This is a genomic window from Ruegeria sp. C12, from assembly GCF_056537745.1.
Window position 1 is genome coordinate 17,426 of the sequence record NZ_JBQFSA010000014.1, and the last position, 14,932, is coordinate 32,357.

The 14,932-nt window shown below is 61.0% G+C and carries 15 protein-coding genes and 1 pseudogene; 12 read left to right on the top strand and 4 right to left on the bottom strand.

Annotated features, from left to right (window positions below; genetic code table 11):
- Positions 1-64: 64 nt before the first annotated feature.
- On the top strand, positions 65-451 hold the full coding sequence (locus ACR0C9_RS21180) for a winged helix-turn-helix transcriptional regulator (RefSeq protein ID WP_170456644.1): 387 nt from the start codon (positions 65-67) through the stop codon (positions 449-451).
- On the opposite strand, the gene ACR0C9_RS21185 is transcribed toward ACR0C9_RS21180, so the two are convergent.
- The 3 genes from ACR0C9_RS21185 to ACR0C9_RS21195 are packed head-to-tail and all read right to left on the bottom strand — an operon-like array spanning position 438 to position 3,434.
- Entirely contained in the window at positions 438-1,436 is a 999-nt protein-coding gene (locus ACR0C9_RS21185; RefSeq protein ID WP_170456642.1) for an ABC transporter substrate-binding protein, read from the bottom strand. The two genes, ACR0C9_RS21180 and ACR0C9_RS21185, sit on opposite strands and share 14 nt — an antisense overlap.
- Positions 1,415-2,776, bottom strand: a complete 1,362-nt coding sequence (locus ACR0C9_RS21190) for a sensor histidine kinase (RefSeq protein WP_170456640.1) — start codon at positions 2,774-2,776, stop codon at positions 1,415-1,417. The genes ACR0C9_RS21185 and ACR0C9_RS21190 overlap by 22 nt, the downstream gene beginning before the upstream one ends.
- Positions 2,766-3,434, bottom strand: a complete 669-nt coding sequence (locus ACR0C9_RS21195) for a response regulator transcription factor (protein ID WP_170456638.1) — start codon at positions 3,432-3,434, stop codon at positions 2,766-2,768. The genes ACR0C9_RS21190 and ACR0C9_RS21195 overlap by 11 nt, the downstream gene beginning before the upstream one ends.
- 108 nt (positions 3,435-3,542) lie before the next feature.
- Between ACR0C9_RS21195 and ACR0C9_RS21200 the strand changes: the two genes are divergently transcribed.
- From ACR0C9_RS21200 to ACR0C9_RS21220, 5 genes are all read left to right on the top strand, one after another.
- On the top strand, positions 3,543-4,520 hold the full coding sequence (locus tag ACR0C9_RS21200) for a tripartite tricarboxylate transporter substrate binding protein (protein ID WP_480781978.1): 978 nt from the start codon (positions 3,543-3,545) through the stop codon (positions 4,518-4,520).
- 67 nt (positions 4,521-4,587) lie between these two features.
- Entirely contained in the window at positions 4,588-5,070 is a 483-nt protein-coding gene (locus ACR0C9_RS21205) for a tripartite tricarboxylate transporter TctB family protein (RefSeq protein ID WP_480781979.1), read from the top strand.
- A gap of 1 nt (position 5,071) precedes the next feature.
- Positions 5,072-6,583, top strand: coding sequence for a tripartite tricarboxylate transporter permease (locus tag ACR0C9_RS21210; RefSeq protein WP_170524572.1), 1,512 nt, complete (start codon positions 5,072-5,074; stop codon positions 6,581-6,583).
- A complete protein-coding gene (locus ACR0C9_RS21215; RefSeq protein WP_170456630.1) occupies positions 6,573-7,760 on the top strand; it encodes a CoA transferase in 1,188 nt (395 codons plus the stop codon). Before ACR0C9_RS21210 ends, ACR0C9_RS21215 begins: the two co-directional genes overlap by 11 nt.
- Positions 7,757-8,527 (top strand): citryl-CoA lyase, encoded by a 771-nt coding sequence (locus ACR0C9_RS21220; RefSeq protein WP_480781980.1) that lies wholly within the window; start codon positions 7,757-7,759, stop codon positions 8,525-8,527. Before ACR0C9_RS21215 ends, ACR0C9_RS21220 begins: the two co-directional genes overlap by 4 nt.
- A gap of 9 nt (positions 8,528-8,536) precedes the next feature.
- On the opposite strand, the gene ACR0C9_RS21225 is transcribed toward ACR0C9_RS21220, so the two are convergent.
- Complete coding sequence (locus tag ACR0C9_RS21225) at positions 8,537-9,139, bottom strand: XRE family transcriptional regulator (RefSeq protein ID WP_170456626.1); 603 nt, start codon at positions 9,137-9,139, stop codon at positions 8,537-8,539.
- A gap of 147 nt (positions 9,140-9,286) precedes the next feature.
- On the opposite strand from ACR0C9_RS21225, the gene glyA reads away from it, so the two are divergent.
- From glyA to gcvT, 6 genes and pseudogenes are all read left to right on the top strand, one after another.
- Positions 9,287-10,540, top strand: coding sequence for a serine hydroxymethyltransferase (glyA, locus tag ACR0C9_RS21230; RefSeq protein ID WP_170456624.1), 1,254 nt, complete (start codon positions 9,287-9,289; stop codon positions 10,538-10,540).
- 11 nt (positions 10,541-10,551) lie between these two features.
- Entirely contained in the window at positions 10,552-11,931 is a 1,380-nt protein-coding gene (gene lpdA, locus ACR0C9_RS21235; RefSeq protein WP_480781981.1) for a dihydrolipoyl dehydrogenase, read from the top strand.
- Between the two features lie 13 nt (positions 11,932-11,944).
- Positions 11,945-12,889, top strand: coding sequence for a lipoyl synthase (lipA, locus tag ACR0C9_RS21240; protein ID WP_480781982.1), 945 nt, complete (start codon positions 11,945-11,947; stop codon positions 12,887-12,889).
- 26 nt (positions 12,890-12,915) lie between these two features.
- Positions 12,916-14,289, top strand: a complete 1,374-nt coding sequence (locus tag ACR0C9_RS21245; RefSeq protein ID WP_170456618.1) for an alanine/glycine:cation symporter family protein — start codon at positions 12,916-12,918, stop codon at positions 14,287-14,289.
- A gap of 79 nt (positions 14,290-14,368) precedes the next feature.
- Complete coding sequence (locus ACR0C9_RS21250; protein WP_170456616.1) at positions 14,369-14,791, top strand: universal stress protein; 423 nt, start codon at positions 14,369-14,371, stop codon at positions 14,789-14,791.
- Positions 14,792-14,807: 16 nt separating this feature from the next.
- Positions 14,808-14,932 (top strand): annotated as a pseudogene (gcvT, locus tag ACR0C9_RS21255) (glycine cleavage system aminomethyltransferase GcvT); the annotation flags it as partial.

The following is a 14,932-nucleotide window of genomic DNA, read 5'->3' on the forward strand; positions in this document are numbered from 1 at the left end:
TTGCGGGAAGGAAAAGCAATCAGTATACTTTTTGTAACCTAGTAATCCGGAAAAGGCGCGAAAGATGCGGGCACAGGTCAATCAGGACAAAGATGGGCGTCGCATCGCCACCAATGCCTGCGCCGAACCTTGCGCGATAGAACGTGGAATGCGGATCATCGGCGGCAAGTGGACCGGGTCCATTCTGTGGCACCTCAAGGATGGGCCTGTGCGCTTTAACGACCTGTCCCGCATGATCGGAGGTGCCAGCAAGAAGATGATCGCCGAACGCCTCAGGCAGCTTGAACAGCAAGGGCTTGTCCACCGACGCGTGATGAACACCGCACCGGTTTCAGTTCAGTATTCGATCACCGCGTTCGGCCGGACCGCCCTGGGCTTTCTGGATGAGCTGAGGAAATGGAGCGATCAGTTGCCGCCCGCATTGACAGCGTCCGACCCTACCTCTGAATAACCGCGTTTTCCCAATCGTTCAGGAATTTCCGTCGTTTCAACTGATCGAGATAGGTCAGCAATGCAGGGCCCAGAACAATCGTCCCGCGCGCGTTTGCGGCCCCGTCCGATTGCAGAGTCGGCAGCGAGGCCGCTCCGCCCGCGTTTTGCGCGATCAGGTAGCGCACGAACAACTCGGCGGTTTGGGGTTCCGGAGTACCCGCCAAACCCATCGCCGTGCGCATCATTGTGGTTTGGAAATCCGTCGGCAGGATGACCTGCAGCACACCATCCCGATCCGCTCGCCCCGCCGCGTAGCTGCCAAGCACGTTATAGGCAACGGAAATGGTGCCATCCGTCAAATCGTCGATCATCGCACCTGAACAGCAATACAGATGAACGCCGAGGCCTCCCATCACCTCCATCAACCGCCAATAGGTTTCCGAGGCCCGCGCGTCCTGCGTTGCAAACAGATAGCCCAACCCCGAGTCCCGAATATCATAGGTCCCGACCTTGCCGCGAAAATCCTGCGGACGGGCACGCAGGATCTCGATCAACTCCTGTCGGGTTTCGGGGATCGGCCCGCCTTCGAAAGCGGCACGGTTGATTACGATTGAGGCCGGTTCCGAGGTAAACGCAAACAGGCTGTCATGCCATTGCGCCCAGTCCGGATGGGGTATGTCCGTCAGCGGCAGACCAAACCCGTCATTGGCCAGTTTCAACTGCAGGTCCATCGCGCTTGAGATGACGATGTCAAACGCATCCGGGTCGGCGCGGACCAGACGGTCGATATCGGCGGTGGTGGTCACAAGATACTCGATCCCGATCATTGGATTTTCGGAAATGAAACCCTCGATCAGTGGCGCAAACAACACCGTGTCGGTACTGGACAGAACGCGCAGAACCGGACCACCGGCATCCGCGTTGAACACCTGCCGATCTTCCCAGTCCTGAGCCGACACAGCGCAGGGCAACAAAAGAAACGCTAAAGCAATAAGGTAACGCATGCGCCGCCCTCCTGCCGGTTGCTGAGGGTCAGTGTGCCCCCATGCGCCGTCGCCACATCCTGCGCAATCGTCAGACCAAGACCGGATCCGATGGTTCCAATGGCGTTCTGGCCGCGCTCAAACCGGCGGGTCAGCAGGTCAATCTCGTCCGGTGGGAAACCCGGCCCCCGATCGCTGACAGTGACTTTGGGCGGGGTTGTGACCTCGATCCTGACGGTGCTGTCGGCGGGTGCGTATTTCAGCGCGTTGTCGATCATGTTGCGCACCGCATTCTGGATCAGGATAAGATCGCCCGAATAAGGCACCGCCGGATCACCTGTCAGCGACAATGACAGATCCTTCATCTCGGCAATTGGTGTCAGGCGCTGGACCAGATCGCGGATCAGGGTGACCAGATCGATCTCTTCCCGTTCCAGATGATCGGCCCGAAAGGTGATCATCGCATGATCCAGCAACTGCCCCGCCGCGCGTGAACTTTCGTCGATGGCCCGCACCATCGACCGCAACGCCTCGCGGTTTTCTTCCTTTTCCACGCGCTGCAACGTGGCATCCGCATAAGACCGGACCGTTGCCAAAGGGGTACGAACGCGATGCGCGGCCTCGGCAATAAATTCCTCGGACTGGCTCAGCGAGTGGTCCAGCCGCCCCATCAGGGAATTCAGCGACGTCACCAGCGGCGCCATTTCCCGTGGCACCGGTTTTCGGAACGGGCTCAGGTCCTGCGGCCCCCGTCGCGTGACGGATGTGGTCAGCTTGTTCAACTGCCCAATGGTGGTGGAGGTCGCCCAAAAGGACAAGCCGGCGGCCAGGGCAAAGAACCCCAGCCCCAGCAAGGCAGCATTACGCGAGATCTGATCCAGCGTCTCGGCCAGAGCGTCCTGCGTTTGCCCCAAGGCCACTTCTACCTGTGTCCGAGTGCCAAGCCCGACCAAGGTCCGGCTGGCGCTGACCTGCCTAATCGCCTCGCCCCGGACCTGACCCGAGCGGAAGGTCCAGCCACCGTCCGGGGTGCTGTTGGTTACGGGCAAATCGTCATAGCCGGACAAAAGCTGGCCGTCCTGAAAGATTGCATAAAACACCCTGTCATCCGACGGGGTGTTGAGCATGGAAAACGCGGCATAAGGAATATCGACCTCAAGCTCTCCGTCCCGCAGCGCCACGGCATCCAGGATCGAGGTGACCGACGCACCAAGGATATTGTCCTGCCCTTGCTGCGCCACGCGGGCCGCGTAGCTGCGCACGGCAAAGAACAGTAAAAGCGCCAGAATGGCCGCGCCTCCGATCAGGGTCAGCACCAGCCGGTTGCGTAAAGACCCCGAGACGGCAGCGCTAGCGGACATGATCCAACCTGTACCCCAGCCCGCGCAACGTGGTGATCTTCAGGTCCGAGCTTTCAAGATGCTTGCGCAGGCGGCCCACATAGACCTCAATAGCGTTATCCGAGACGTTGTCGTCATAGGAAAACAACCGATCCGCCAGCTTCTGTTTGGAAAACACCTGACCGGGGGCGTTCAGAAACAACTCCAACAGGCGCAGTTCGCGGTTGCGCAGCGACACGGTCTCGGACCCCACACCCAGATGACCCGCGACAGGGTCGAAAACGATCCCACCAATCTCAATCGTCGATTTGGCGATCCCTGATTTGCGCCGCAGCACGGCGCGACAGCGGGCCTCAAGCTCGGCATGATCGAAGGGTTTGGTGACGTAATCATCTGCCCCCAGATCGAGCGATCCGATTCGATCCGACACCTGACTGCGGGCGGTCAGAACGATGACAGGTGTGTCCAGATGACTGGCCCGATGCCGTTTCAGAAAGTCGCGACCGTCGCCGTCGGGCAGCATGATGTCCAGCAGGATCAGGTCATATTCCTCGGTGTCCACATAGGCCGTTGCATCATCCAGTTTCGCTGCATGATCAACGACATGGCCATCCAGCCGCATCCGCGAACTGATCGCATTCGCGAGGTCCATATTGTCTTCGACCAGCAGGAATTTCATGAGGCGTAAGCAGTATTTTCGCGCGTGACAGGTTGATGTCAGGTTGATGTGTTTTTCTTGGCGATAATCTGAGCCGCCAAGCGGCCGGTTGTCAAATGGGAGGAAAACATGACGACATTCAAACTGGGCCGTCGCGCCCTGATCGCGGCTGTGGCCGCTGTTGGTCTTGCAGGGCCGACATTCGCGGATGAGGTTGTAGACAGCATCCACTTTCTGATCCCCGGCGGCGCGGGCGGCGGCTGGGACGGCACCGCGCGTGGAACCGGCGAGGCGTTGACCAAAGCGGGCCTTGTGGGCACCGCGTCTTACGAGAACATGTCGGGCGGCGGCGGCGGTAAAGCCATCGGTTATCTGATCGAAAACGCCGAAAGCAACCACGGCACGTTGATGGTGAACTCGACCCCCATCGTGATCCGCTCGCTGACCGGGGTGTTCCCGCACAACTTCCGCGACCTGACGCTGGTGTCCGGCACGATCGGCGACTACGCGGCCATTGTTGTCGGCAATGACAGCCCGATCAACTCGATGGCGGACCTGCTGGCGGCTTATGACGCCGACCCGGGTGCAACGGCCATCGGCGGCGGCTCGGTCCCGGGCGGAATGGATCATCTGGTTGCGGCCATGGTGATGGAAGCGGCTGGCAAAGACGCGCTCGGCGTCAAATACATCCCGTATGACGCAGGCGGCAAAGCCATGGCAGCCCTGCTGTCGGGTGAGATCGCAGCACTGTCGACCGGTTTCTCGGAAGCCGTCGATCTGGCAAATGCAGGCGAGGTGAAGATCATCGGCGTGACTGCGGATGAGCGTGTGGACGCAGCGCCTGACGCGCAGACCATGATGGAACAGGGCATCGACACCACCTTTGTCAACTGGCGCGGCTTCTTCGCGGCCCCCGGCCTGCCCGAGGACAAGCTGGCCGCCTATCAGGACGCCATCGCCAAGATGTATGACACCCCCGAATGGGAAGAAGTACGCGCGCGCAATGGTTGGGTGAACATCCACAATTCAGGCGACGATTTCTCGGCCTTTCTCGAGCAGCAGGAACAGCAAATCAGCGATCTGATGAAAAAGCTGGGCTTCCTGTAAGCACCACCCATGGCAGAGCGGTTCGCCGCTCTGCCACACAAAAAGAACACGTAAGGGAGGGGATGTCATGGCGCTGGATCGCTGGATCGCGCTTGTTTTGCTTGGGGTCTGTCTGACCTATGGCTATGCCGCCTGGTTTACGATGGATGGCAGCCTGCCCCCCTTCATGCAGCGCAACCCTATTTGGCCAAGCACCTTCCCCAAAGTGCTGTCGATACTGGGCATCATCGCCTGCGTAATCATCCTGCTGGGCTTCGAAAAGTCCGAGCCGAAAGAGGCCGATATCGACTACCGCCGTCTGGGGGATTACCACCTTGATCAAGCTTTGATGCTGCTGGCCCTGATGGTGATCTATGCCCTGTGCCTGCGGCCCGTCGGCTTTCTGATCTCGACTTCTGCTTTCCTGATCCTCGGCTCGTTCATACTGGGCGAGCGCAAGTGGCACATCATGCTGCCCGTTGCCTTCATCGCCACCGGCGCGGTCTGGTATCTGGTTCAGGAAGTCCTTGGCATCTACATGCGCCCCCTGCCGGGCATTTTCGGAGGTTGATATGCTCGAAGGACTTCTGATCGGCCTGCAAACGGCATTCTCAATTCAAAACCTGCTGATGGTCATCGCGGGCTGTCTGATCGGCACGTTCATCGGCATGCTTCCCGGCCTTGGGCCGATGTCGATCATCGCCATCATGATCCCGGTCGCGATTTCGATGGGCGATCCGTCTGCTGCGCTGATCCTTCTGGCGGGCGTCTACTACGGCGCGATTTTCGGCGGCTCGACCTCATCCATTTTGCTGAACGCGCCGGGGGTCGCAGGCACCGTGGCCTCAAGCTTCGATGGCTACCCGATGGCGCGGCAAGGCAAGGCCGGCAAAGCGCTGACCATCGCCGCCATCGCCAGTTTCGCAGGCGGCACATTGGGGGCCATTCTGCTGATGGTCTTCGCCCCTGCCCTGTCCTCGGTCGCGCTGCTGTTCCATTCGGCCGAATACTTCGCCCTGATGGTTGTGGGCCTGTCTGCCATTGCGGCCTTTGCCGGGTCGGGTCAGGTGGCCAAGGCGCTGATCATGACGATCCTCGGCCTGATCATGGCAACCGTCGGCGAAGGCGCTTTGTTCAACCTGCCCCGCTTCACCATGGGGATCATGGACCTGCAATCCGGCTTTGGGTTCATCACGCTGGCCATGGCTATGTTCGCCCTGCCCGAAGCTTTGTTTCTGGTTCTGAAACCCAAGGACCTGCAAGGCGATGATGGAGAGATCAAAGACTTGCGCATTACCAGGGACGAGGCCAAAGCCATCGCGCCCGTGATCGGTCGCCAATCGGTGCAAGGTTTCTTCATCGGCGTCCTGCCCGGGGCCGGAGCGACAATTGCCAGCTTCCTCGGCTATGCGGTCGAGCGCAACATTGCTCCGAAAGAAGAACAGGACGAGTTCGGCAAAGGATCGATCAAAGGCCTCGCTGCACCTGAATCCGCCAACAACGCGGCCTGTACCGGGTCATTCGTGCCGCTGCTGACGCTCGGCATTCCGGGATCCGGGACCACGGCGATCCTGCTGGGCGCTCTGATCGCTTTGAACGTGACCCCCGGCCCGCGCCTGATGCTGGATGAGCCACAGATCTTCTGGGCGGTCATCATGTCGATGTTCATCGGCAATCTGGTGCTGCTGATCCTGAACCTTCCGCTGATCCCGTACATCGCCAAAGTGCTGGCTGTGCCGCGCAACTACCTGATCCCGTTCATCCTGTTTTTCACCCTGATGGGGGCCTATATCGGCCAGAACAACGCGACCGAGTTGCTGATCCTCGTCGGTTTCGGCATCTGTGCCACCGCGTTGAAATTCGCGGACTACCCCCTCGCCCCGCTTCTGATCGGGTTCATCCTCGGCGGGATGATGGAGGACAACTTTGCCCGCTCGATGCAGCTGTATGACGGCATCGCCTTCATCTGGGAACGCCCGATGACGCTGGGCCTGCTGGTGATCGCCGTCCTTCTGGTGCTGCTGCCCAGCTACCGCGCACGCCGGGCCAAGGCGCGGGCGGCCGGTGTTGCTGATGGCGACTGACCCTTTGGCCGGCATCCGCGTTCTGGATTTGACGAACGTGCTTGCCGGCCCCTATTGCTGTTATCAGCTCGCGCTGATGGGGGCCGAAGTGATCAAGGTCGAGCGCCCCGGTTCCGGCGATCTGGCCCGTGTGCTGGGGGCTGACCCGGACCGCAACAAGGCCGGGATGGGGATCAGTTTTCTGGCCCAGAACGCGGCGAAGAAATCCGTCACTTTGGACATGAAATCCGAACGCGGCAAGGCGCTGCTGAAACGGCTTGTTCGCACGGCGGATGTTCTGGTCGAGAATTTCCGGCCCGGCGTGATGGATCGTTTGGGTCTGGGCTATGAGGTCCTGAAGGCCGAAAACCCCCGCCTGATCTACTGCGCCATCAGCGGGTTCGGGCAGGACGGGCCGCGCCGCGACGACCCGGCCTATGACCAGATCGTGCAGGGCATCAGCGGGGTCATGTCGATCACCGGCGCGCCGGACACCGCCCCTTATCGCGTCGGATATCCATTGGCCGATACGGTCGGCGGGCTGACAGCGGCCTTCGCCATCACATCCGCCCTGAACGCCACCCCGCGCGGCGCGTTTCTGGATGTCGCGATGACCGAGGCGGTGATTTCCACAATGGGCTGGGTCGTGTCAAATTACCTGATCGGCGGCGTGACGCCCGCCGCGCATGGCAATGAGAACACAACCTCGGCCCCGTCCGGTACATTTGCCACCGCAGACAGCCCGATCAACATCGCCGCCAACCGGGATGAACAATGGCAGGCCCTGGCCCGGCACCTGGGTCGGGCCGATCTTCTGGACAATCCGGACTACGCAACCCGCGAGGATCGGAAGAAAAACCGCCATGCCTTGCGCGCGGAGTTAGAGCGCACGCTGACCACGCGGCCAGCAAAAGAATGGGTGCAGGAGTTGAATGGCCTTGGGGTGCCCACCGGGCAGGTTCTGACCGTCGCCGATGCGCTCGACGACCCGCAATTGGCAGGGCGTGGTCTGATCGGGCCTCTGGACGTGCAGGGCGAGAACCTGCACCTAGCTGGCAGCCCGGTTGTCATGGACGGCACACGCAACCACCCAGAAACCGCGCCGCCGGATTTGGGGGCGGACAATGCCGCCATCTGGTCCGCGCTTGGCCTGACCCAGTCCGAGATCGACGCCCTGCAACGGGAGGGCGTGATTTGAGCGACGTCTCCGACTGGTGGAAAACCGCGATCATCGACATGGAACCAGGCCGGATTGAGTTGCGCGGCGAGCCGATCCAGGACCTGATCGGCACCCTAAGTTTCGCTGAGATGATCTGGTTCATGCTGCGCGGCGACAGACCCAGCCCGGCGCAGGCCCATCTGTTCGAAGCCGCGCTGGTGGCCGCCGTGGATCACGGCCCGCAAGCGCCCTCAATCGCAGCGGCCCGAATGGCGGTGACCTGCGGTCTGCCCCTGAACAACGCCATGGCCAGCGCGGTCAACATGTTGGGGGACGTGCATGGCGGGGCCGGAGAGCAGGCGGTGCAGCTTTATCACTTTGTCGTGGATCACACGCAGGATCTGCCGGGCGCATTGGATGACTGGATCACCACCCACGGAAAGATTCTGCCCGGTTTCGGCCACCGTTTTCACACCCCAACCGACCCGCGCGCCCCGCGCCTGATGCAGTTGGTTGCTGAAGCCGTCGATCAAGGGGCATGCAGCGGGGATTTCATGCGGATCGGGCAGGCGATCGAGGGCGAACTTGCGCATCGCAAGGGCAATCCCGTTCCAATGAACATCGATGGTGCTACGGCGGTTATATATGCCGAACTCGGCTTTGCGCCGCCGCTGGCGCGCGGTTTGTTCTGTCTGTCCCGCTCGGTCGGTATTCTGGCCCACGCTTGGGAACAGATGCAGCAAGGCGGGCGCAACAAGGGGCCGACGCCGCCACACTACCGATGGACCTATCTGAAAGACGAATAGCGAAACGCCCTATTCCAGCGAGACCCAAAGCACCTTTGCATCTTCCTCGCTGGTCGAAATACAGCCGTGTCCCATCCCACTGTCATAATAAAGCGAATCCCCCGCCTTCATCGGCAGCGGGCGGTAGTGTTCCGAGATAAAGATCAACTCGCCGCTGAGGACATACATGAACTCTTCCCCGGAATGGCGCACCCACTGGTCGAACTCAGAAATATCGCGCGCGCGGATCGTGGCGACATAGGGCAACATGCGCTTGCTGGTCAGTTCCGAGCACAAAAGCTCGTGCAGGTAGGTTGCGGTTTCGCGCATCTCGCCCGCGCCCTTGGGTGTGAAATCGCGACGACCCGTGAGGCCGGACTGACCGGATTGCACGAACAGTTGTGGCGGGTTCATGTCCAGTGCCTGAGTCAGGCGGCGCACGATCTCGAAACTGGGTTTGGTCTGGTTGTTTTCGATCTTCGATAGGGTCGAGCGACCGATTCCCGCGGCGCGCCCGGCCTCTTCCAAAGTCCAGCCTTTTTCGCGGCGCGCATCGCGAATTGACCGCCCCAATGCGGCCCCTTCGCCCTCTTCCTCGTGGGTGGACGCCTCAATCCGTTGGTCTTCGCCCATAAAAATCTCCCTATTTTATTGAAGGTTACCGAGTCTCCGATCATCTCGCAACTTCACAAAAGTGAGAAGGATGTTGCCTTGGGGGAACTTTTTCCACTATAGGAAACAAAGTTTCGAACCGAGGATTCGGTTATCGAGGAGGAGAAAATGTTCAAAACACCGCTGCACGAAGCCGATCCCGTTATCGCCACATCGATTGCCCGCGAAGGCACCCGTCAGGCTGAACAGATCGAATTGATCGCATCCGAGAACATCGTTTCCCAGGCTGTGATCGACGCGCAGGGCTCAGTCCTGACCAACAAATACGCCGAAGGTTATCCGGGCCGCCGCTATTATGGCGGGTGCGAATATGTGGATGAGGTCGAGCAGGAAGCCATCGACCGGCTGAAGCAGCTGTTCGGGTGTGAATACGCAAACGTCCAGCCGCATTCCGGCGCGCAGGCCAATGGCGCGGTCAAGCTGGCCCTGCTCAGCCCCGGTGATACGATCCTTGGCATGTCGCTGGATGCAGGCGGCCACCTGACCCACGGTGCGAAGCCCGCGCAATCCGGCAAGTGGTTTCGCCCGGTCCAGTACGGCCTGACCGATGCGGGGCTGATTGACTACGATCAGGTCGCGGCGCTGGCCAAGGCCGAAAAGCCCAAGCTGATCATCGCCGGTGCATCGGCCTATTCTCAGAAGATCGATTTTGCCCGTTTCCGCGCCATTGCCGATGAGGTCGGCGCATGGCTGCTGGCCGACATGGCCCATATTGCCGGTTTGGTTGCGACGGGCCTGCACCCCTCGCCCATCGGACATGCCCATGTGGTGACTTCGACCACCCATAAAACCCTGCGCGGTCCACGTGGCGGGATCATCCTGACCAATGACGAAGCGCTGGCGAAAAAGATCAACTCGGCCGTGTTCCCCGGTTTGCAGGGCGGCCCCCTGATGCATGTCATCGCAGGCAAGGCCGTCGCGTTCGGAGAGGCGCTGCAGCCCGAGTTCAAAACCTACATGCAGCGCGTGATCGACAGCGCAGCGGCCCTGGCCAATGTGATGATGGCGCGCGGGTGTGACATCGTTTCCGGCGGGACGGAAAACCACCTGATGCTAGTCGATCTGCGGCCCATCGGCGTGACCGGCAAAGACGCCGAAGCCGCGCTGGAACGGGCTGGGTTCACTTGCAACAAGAACAGCGTGCCGGGCGATCCCGAGAAACCCACCGTGACAAGCGGCATCCGACTGGGCACCGCAGCTGGCTGCAGCCGGGGCTTTGGCCCCGAAGAGTTCAAGCAGATCGGCCACCTGATCGGCGACGTGCTGGATGCGCTGGCACAATCCCCCGACGGTGACGAAGCGGTTGAACAAGCCACCCGCCGGAAAGTCCGCGCGATCTGCGCCAGCCACCCGATCTACTGAAAGACCAAGACATGATCTACGACCTGATTGTCATCGGCGGCGGGCCGGGCGGCTATGTTGCAGCCATTCGCGCGGCTCAGCTGGGCATGAAAGTGGCCTGCGTCGAAGGGCGCGGGGCCCTCGGCGGAACCTGCCTGAACGTGGGGTGCATCCCCTCCAAAGCGTTGCTGACCTCCTCGGCCAAATATGCCGAAATTGCACATCTCTCCTCCCATGGCATTGCGGTCGAGGGGGCCAGCATCGACGTGGGCGCAATGATGGGACGCAAGGAAAAGATCGTTGGCGATCTGACCAAGGGCATCGCGTTTCTGTTCCAGAAAAACGGCGTTGAACTGATCGAGGGCTGGGCCAGCATTCCTGCCGATGGGCAGGTAAAGGTCGGTGACACGGTCTATGAAGCGAAAAACATCCTGATCGCAACAGGGTCCGAGCCGACCCCCCTGCCGGGGATCGAGATTGACGAACAGGATATCCTCAGCTCGACCGGCGCAATCGCTTTGGACGCGGTGCCCGATCATCTGGTGGTGGTCGGTGCGGGCGTCATCGGGTTGGAACTGGGTCAGGTCTGGGCGCGGCTTGGGGCCAAGGTCACGGTGGTCGAATATCTCGACCGCGTTCTGCCGGGCATTGATGGCGAGATTGCCAAGCTGGCGCAGCGGGCCTTGTCGAAACGCGGGCTGAAGTTTCAGCTTGGCCGGGCCCTGAAGTCCATCGACAAAAGCGATGGGGGATTGACCCTGACGCTGGGCCGGGTCGGCAAGGACAAGGAAGAGGTGATCGAGGCCGACAAGGTTCTGATCGCCGTTGGCCGCCGCCCCGTCACACGCGGGCTTGGGCTGGAAGATCTGGGCGTCGCGCTGGACCCGCGTGGGTTTGTTCAGGTCGATGGCACCTTCCGCACATCAGTTCCCGGCATCTATGCCATCGGCGATTGCATCCCCGGTCCGATGCTGGCGCACAAAGCCGAAGAGGATGGTGTGGCCTGTGTCGAGATGCTGGCCGGACAAGCGGGTCACGTTGATTACAACACTGTTCCGGGCGTGGTTTACACCGCCCCCGAGGTCGCCTCGGTCGGCTTGACCGAAGAGGCGCTGAAAGAGGCGGGCACCGAATACTCGGTTGGCAAGTTCGCCTTCATGGCCAACTCGCGCGCGCGTTCGACCGGGGAAACCGACGGTGCGGTCAAGGTTCTGGCTGATCCGAACGGCAAATTCCTGGGTGCGCATATCTGCGGTGCCCATGGTGGCGATCTGATTGCCGAACTGGTTCTGGCCATGACCAAAGGCGCAACCGTGTCCGAGGTCGCCTCCACCTGTCATGCACATCCGGCCATGGGCGAGGCGGTCAAGGAAGCCTGCCTTGATGCCATGGGCCGCGCGATTCACGCGTAAGGGGGGCCGCCAGATGACCATCCAGCTTCGCCCCCGCCACCCGGAAAAGGCCAAAAAAGCCGACAGCGCCATTCCGCGCAAGCCAAAATGGATCCGCCGGAAAAAGATCGAGGGGCCTGAGTATTACGAAACCCGCCGCCTGATGCGTGACCACAATCTGGCAACGGTGTGTGAAGAGGCCGCCTGCCCCAATATCGGCGAATGCTGGTCCAAACGCCACGCCACCATGATGATCATGGGCGAGGTCTGCACCCGTGGCTGTTCCTTCTGCAACGTCGCCACCGGTCGCCCCGACGCGCTGGATGCGTTCGAGCCGGGGCGCGTTGCGGCGGCGGTGAAAAAGCTGGGCCTGCGCCATGTGGTGATCACCTCGGTAGATCGCGATGATCTGGACGATGGCGGGGCCGAGCATATCGCCCAGACCATCCGCGCCGTACGCCACCAGAACCCCGGCACCACGGTCGAGGTTCTGACGCCCGATTTTCTGGGCAAGGACGATGCGGCGGATGTTGTGTTCGATGCGGCGCCGGATGTTTTCAACCACAATCTGGAAACCGTGCCGCATCAGTATCCGACGGTTCGGCCCGGTGCGCGGTACTATGCGTCGCTACGTTTGCTGGACGATGCCAAGCGCGCCAATCCCGAGATTTTCACCAAATCCGGCCTGATGGTTGGTTTGGGTGAAAGCCTGAACGACGTGCGGCAGGTGATGGATGATCTGCGCGCGGCACAGGTCGATTTCCTGACCGTCGGCCAATACCTGCAGCCGACCCCGAAACATCACCCGATCGACCGGTTCTGGTCACCGGAGGAGTTTGCCCAACTGGAACAGATCGCACGGTCCAAGGGCTTTTTGCACGTGTCAGCCACTCCGCTGACCCGGTCGTCGTTCCACGCGGACGAAGATTTTGCCGCCCTCAGGCTGGCCCGCCAGCGGGCTCTCGCCAAAGGGGCATAAACCAACGCTATCGGGAGGGAGAAACCATGGAAGCGTTAAATTCAATCGTAGGGGCCATCAATGGCGTCGTGTGGGGGCCGCTGATGCTGGTCCTCATCCTTGGCGTCGGCTTCTTCTTGCAGGTGGGGCTGAAATTCATGCCGATCCTGCGTATCGGCACGGGCTTCAGCCTGCTGTTCAAAGGCCGCGAGGGTCAGGGCGAAGGGCAGATCAGCCCGTTCAACGCGCTGATGACCTCGCTGTCGGCAACCATCGGTACGGGGAACATTGCCGGTGTGGCCACTGCTGTCTTCCTGGGCGGTCCGGGCGCCTTGTTCTGGATGTGGATGACCGCCCTGGTGGGCATGGCCACCAAATATGCCGAAGCCGTCTGTGCGGTGAAATACCGTGAGAAGGACGAGCTGGGCAACTATGTCGGCGGCCCGATGTACTACATCAAAAACGGTCTGGGCGCGAAATGGGCCTGGCTGGGCGTTGCATTCGCCCTGTTTGGCGCAATCGCAGCCTTCGGTATCGGCAACGGCGTGCAGGCCAACGGTGTGGCGCAGGTTCTGGAATCGAACTTCGGCCTGAACACCTCGGTCACCGGCGTGGTTCTGATGGTTCTGACCGCAGCCGTGATCCTGGGTGGCATCACCCGCATCGGTGCGGTTGCCGGTAAACTGGTTCCGTTCATGGCGGTCGCCTACATCGTCGCCGGTCTGCTGGTTCTGCTGATCAACATTGGCAACATTGGCAACGCCCTGTCGCTGGTCTTCACCTACGCCTTCACCCCGTCCGCCGCCGAAGGTGGTTTCGCGGGTGCTGCCGTCTGGGCCGCGATCCGTTTCGGTGTGGCGCGTGGTGTGTTCTCGAACGAAGCCGGTCTGGGCTCGGCCCCGATCGCACATGCCGCAGCCGAGACCAAAGGTCCGGTCAATCAGGGCCTGATCGCGATGCTGGGCACGTTCATCGACACCATCATCGTCTGCTCGATCACCGGTCTGGCAATCATCTCGTCTGGTGCTTGGACATCGGGTGAATCCGGTGCAGCGCTCACCAGCCACGCCTTTGAACTGTCGCTGCCGGGTATCGGCGGGTATCTGATCGCCATCGCTCTGTCGATCTTCGCCTTCACCACCATCCTCGGCTGGTCCTTCTACGGTGAAAAATGCGTCGAGTTCCTGCTGGGCGTCAAATCGCTGATCCCCTACCGCGTCCTGTGGATTGTGATGATCTATTTCGGCGCAACTGCGGATCTGGGCTTCATCTGGCTGCTGGCCGACACACTGAACGCCATGATGGCCATCCCGAACCTGATCGCCCTGGCGCTGCTGAGCCCAATCGTCTTCAAGCTGACGAAAGAGTTCTTTGCCAGCGGAGGCCAGTCGGAAGAGCCCGGCGGTACGCCTGCCGAATAATCCCGGCCTTTGCAAAAACGGGGGGCCAACCCGGCCCCCCGCCTTTGAAACAGATTTCCCTATCTCGAGGAGAGACGTGATGGCGACGAAAATACTGCTGCCAATCGATCACACTGACGACCGCTCGTGGAAGACTGCGCTGCCGGTCGCGTTGGAACAGGCGAAATTCTACGGTGCCGAACTGCACGCGGTGGCCGTCATCCCCGAGATCATCCAGCTGCCGAACCTGCCCGCCAACTATGGCGCGGGTGCCAAAGACCACGTGCGGGGCGCGGTTCAGGCCATTCTGGATCACGGCAATGCCTCGGACGTGCCGGTGCATATCGAAGAAGGCAGCGTCTACCGCGAAATCCTGAAGCTGGCCCATAAGGACGGCTTTGACCTGATCGTCATGGCCTCGACCAAGGGCGATTTCCCGAATTATGAGATTGGCCCGAACCTGGCCCGTGTGGTGCGCAACGCGCATTGCACCGTCATGGTCGTTCGCGACCAGTCCCGCTGATCGAAAGGTTAAAACAATGACGGACGTAAAGCGCACGCCGCTCCATTCTCTGCACGTTGAGTTGGGAGGTAAGCTGGTTGATTTTGCGGGCTGGGAGATGCCTGTTCAGTATCCGATGGGGATTATGGGGGAACATAAGCA

Coding starts and splice junctions, on each gene's coding strand:
- ACR0C9_RS21180 (WP_170456644.1), top strand. CDS start 65: ATGCGGGCACAGGTCAATCAGGACAAAGATGGGCGTCGCATCGCCACC.
- ACR0C9_RS21185 (WP_170456642.1), bottom strand. CDS start 1,436: ATGCGTTACCTTATTGCTTTAGCGTTTCTTTTGTTGCCCTGCGCTGTG.
- ACR0C9_RS21190 (WP_170456640.1), bottom strand. CDS start 2,776: ATGTCCGCTAGCGCTGCCGTCTCGGGGTCTTTACGCAACCGGCTGGTG.
- ACR0C9_RS21195 (WP_170456638.1), bottom strand. CDS start 3,434: ATGAAATTCCTGCTGGTCGAAGACAATATGGACCTCGCGAATGCGATC.
- ACR0C9_RS21200 (WP_480781978.1), top strand. CDS start 3,543: ATGACGACATTCAAACTGGGCCGTCGCGCCCTGATCGCGGCTGTGGCC.
- ACR0C9_RS21205 (WP_480781979.1), top strand. CDS start 4,588: ATGGCGCTGGATCGCTGGATCGCGCTTGTTTTGCTTGGGGTCTGTCTG.
- ACR0C9_RS21210 (WP_170524572.1), top strand. CDS start 5,072: ATGCTCGAAGGACTTCTGATCGGCCTGCAAACGGCATTCTCAATTCAA.
- ACR0C9_RS21215 (WP_170456630.1), top strand. CDS start 6,573: ATGGCGACTGACCCTTTGGCCGGCATCCGCGTTCTGGATTTGACGAAC.
- ACR0C9_RS21225 (WP_170456626.1), bottom strand. CDS start 9,139: ATGGGCGAAGACCAACGGATTGAGGCGTCCACCCACGAGGAAGAGGGC.
- glyA (WP_170456624.1), top strand. CDS start 9,287: ATGTTCAAAACACCGCTGCACGAAGCCGATCCCGTTATCGCCACATCG.
- lpdA (WP_480781981.1), top strand. CDS start 10,552: ATGATCTACGACCTGATTGTCATCGGCGGCGGGCCGGGCGGCTATGTT.
- lipA (WP_480781982.1), top strand. CDS start 11,945: ATGACCATCCAGCTTCGCCCCCGCCACCCGGAAAAGGCCAAAAAAGCC.
- ACR0C9_RS21245 (WP_170456618.1), top strand. CDS start 12,916: ATGGAAGCGTTAAATTCAATCGTAGGGGCCATCAATGGCGTCGTGTGG.
- ACR0C9_RS21250 (WP_170456616.1), top strand. CDS start 14,369: ATGGCGACGAAAATACTGCTGCCAATCGATCACACTGACGACCGCTCG.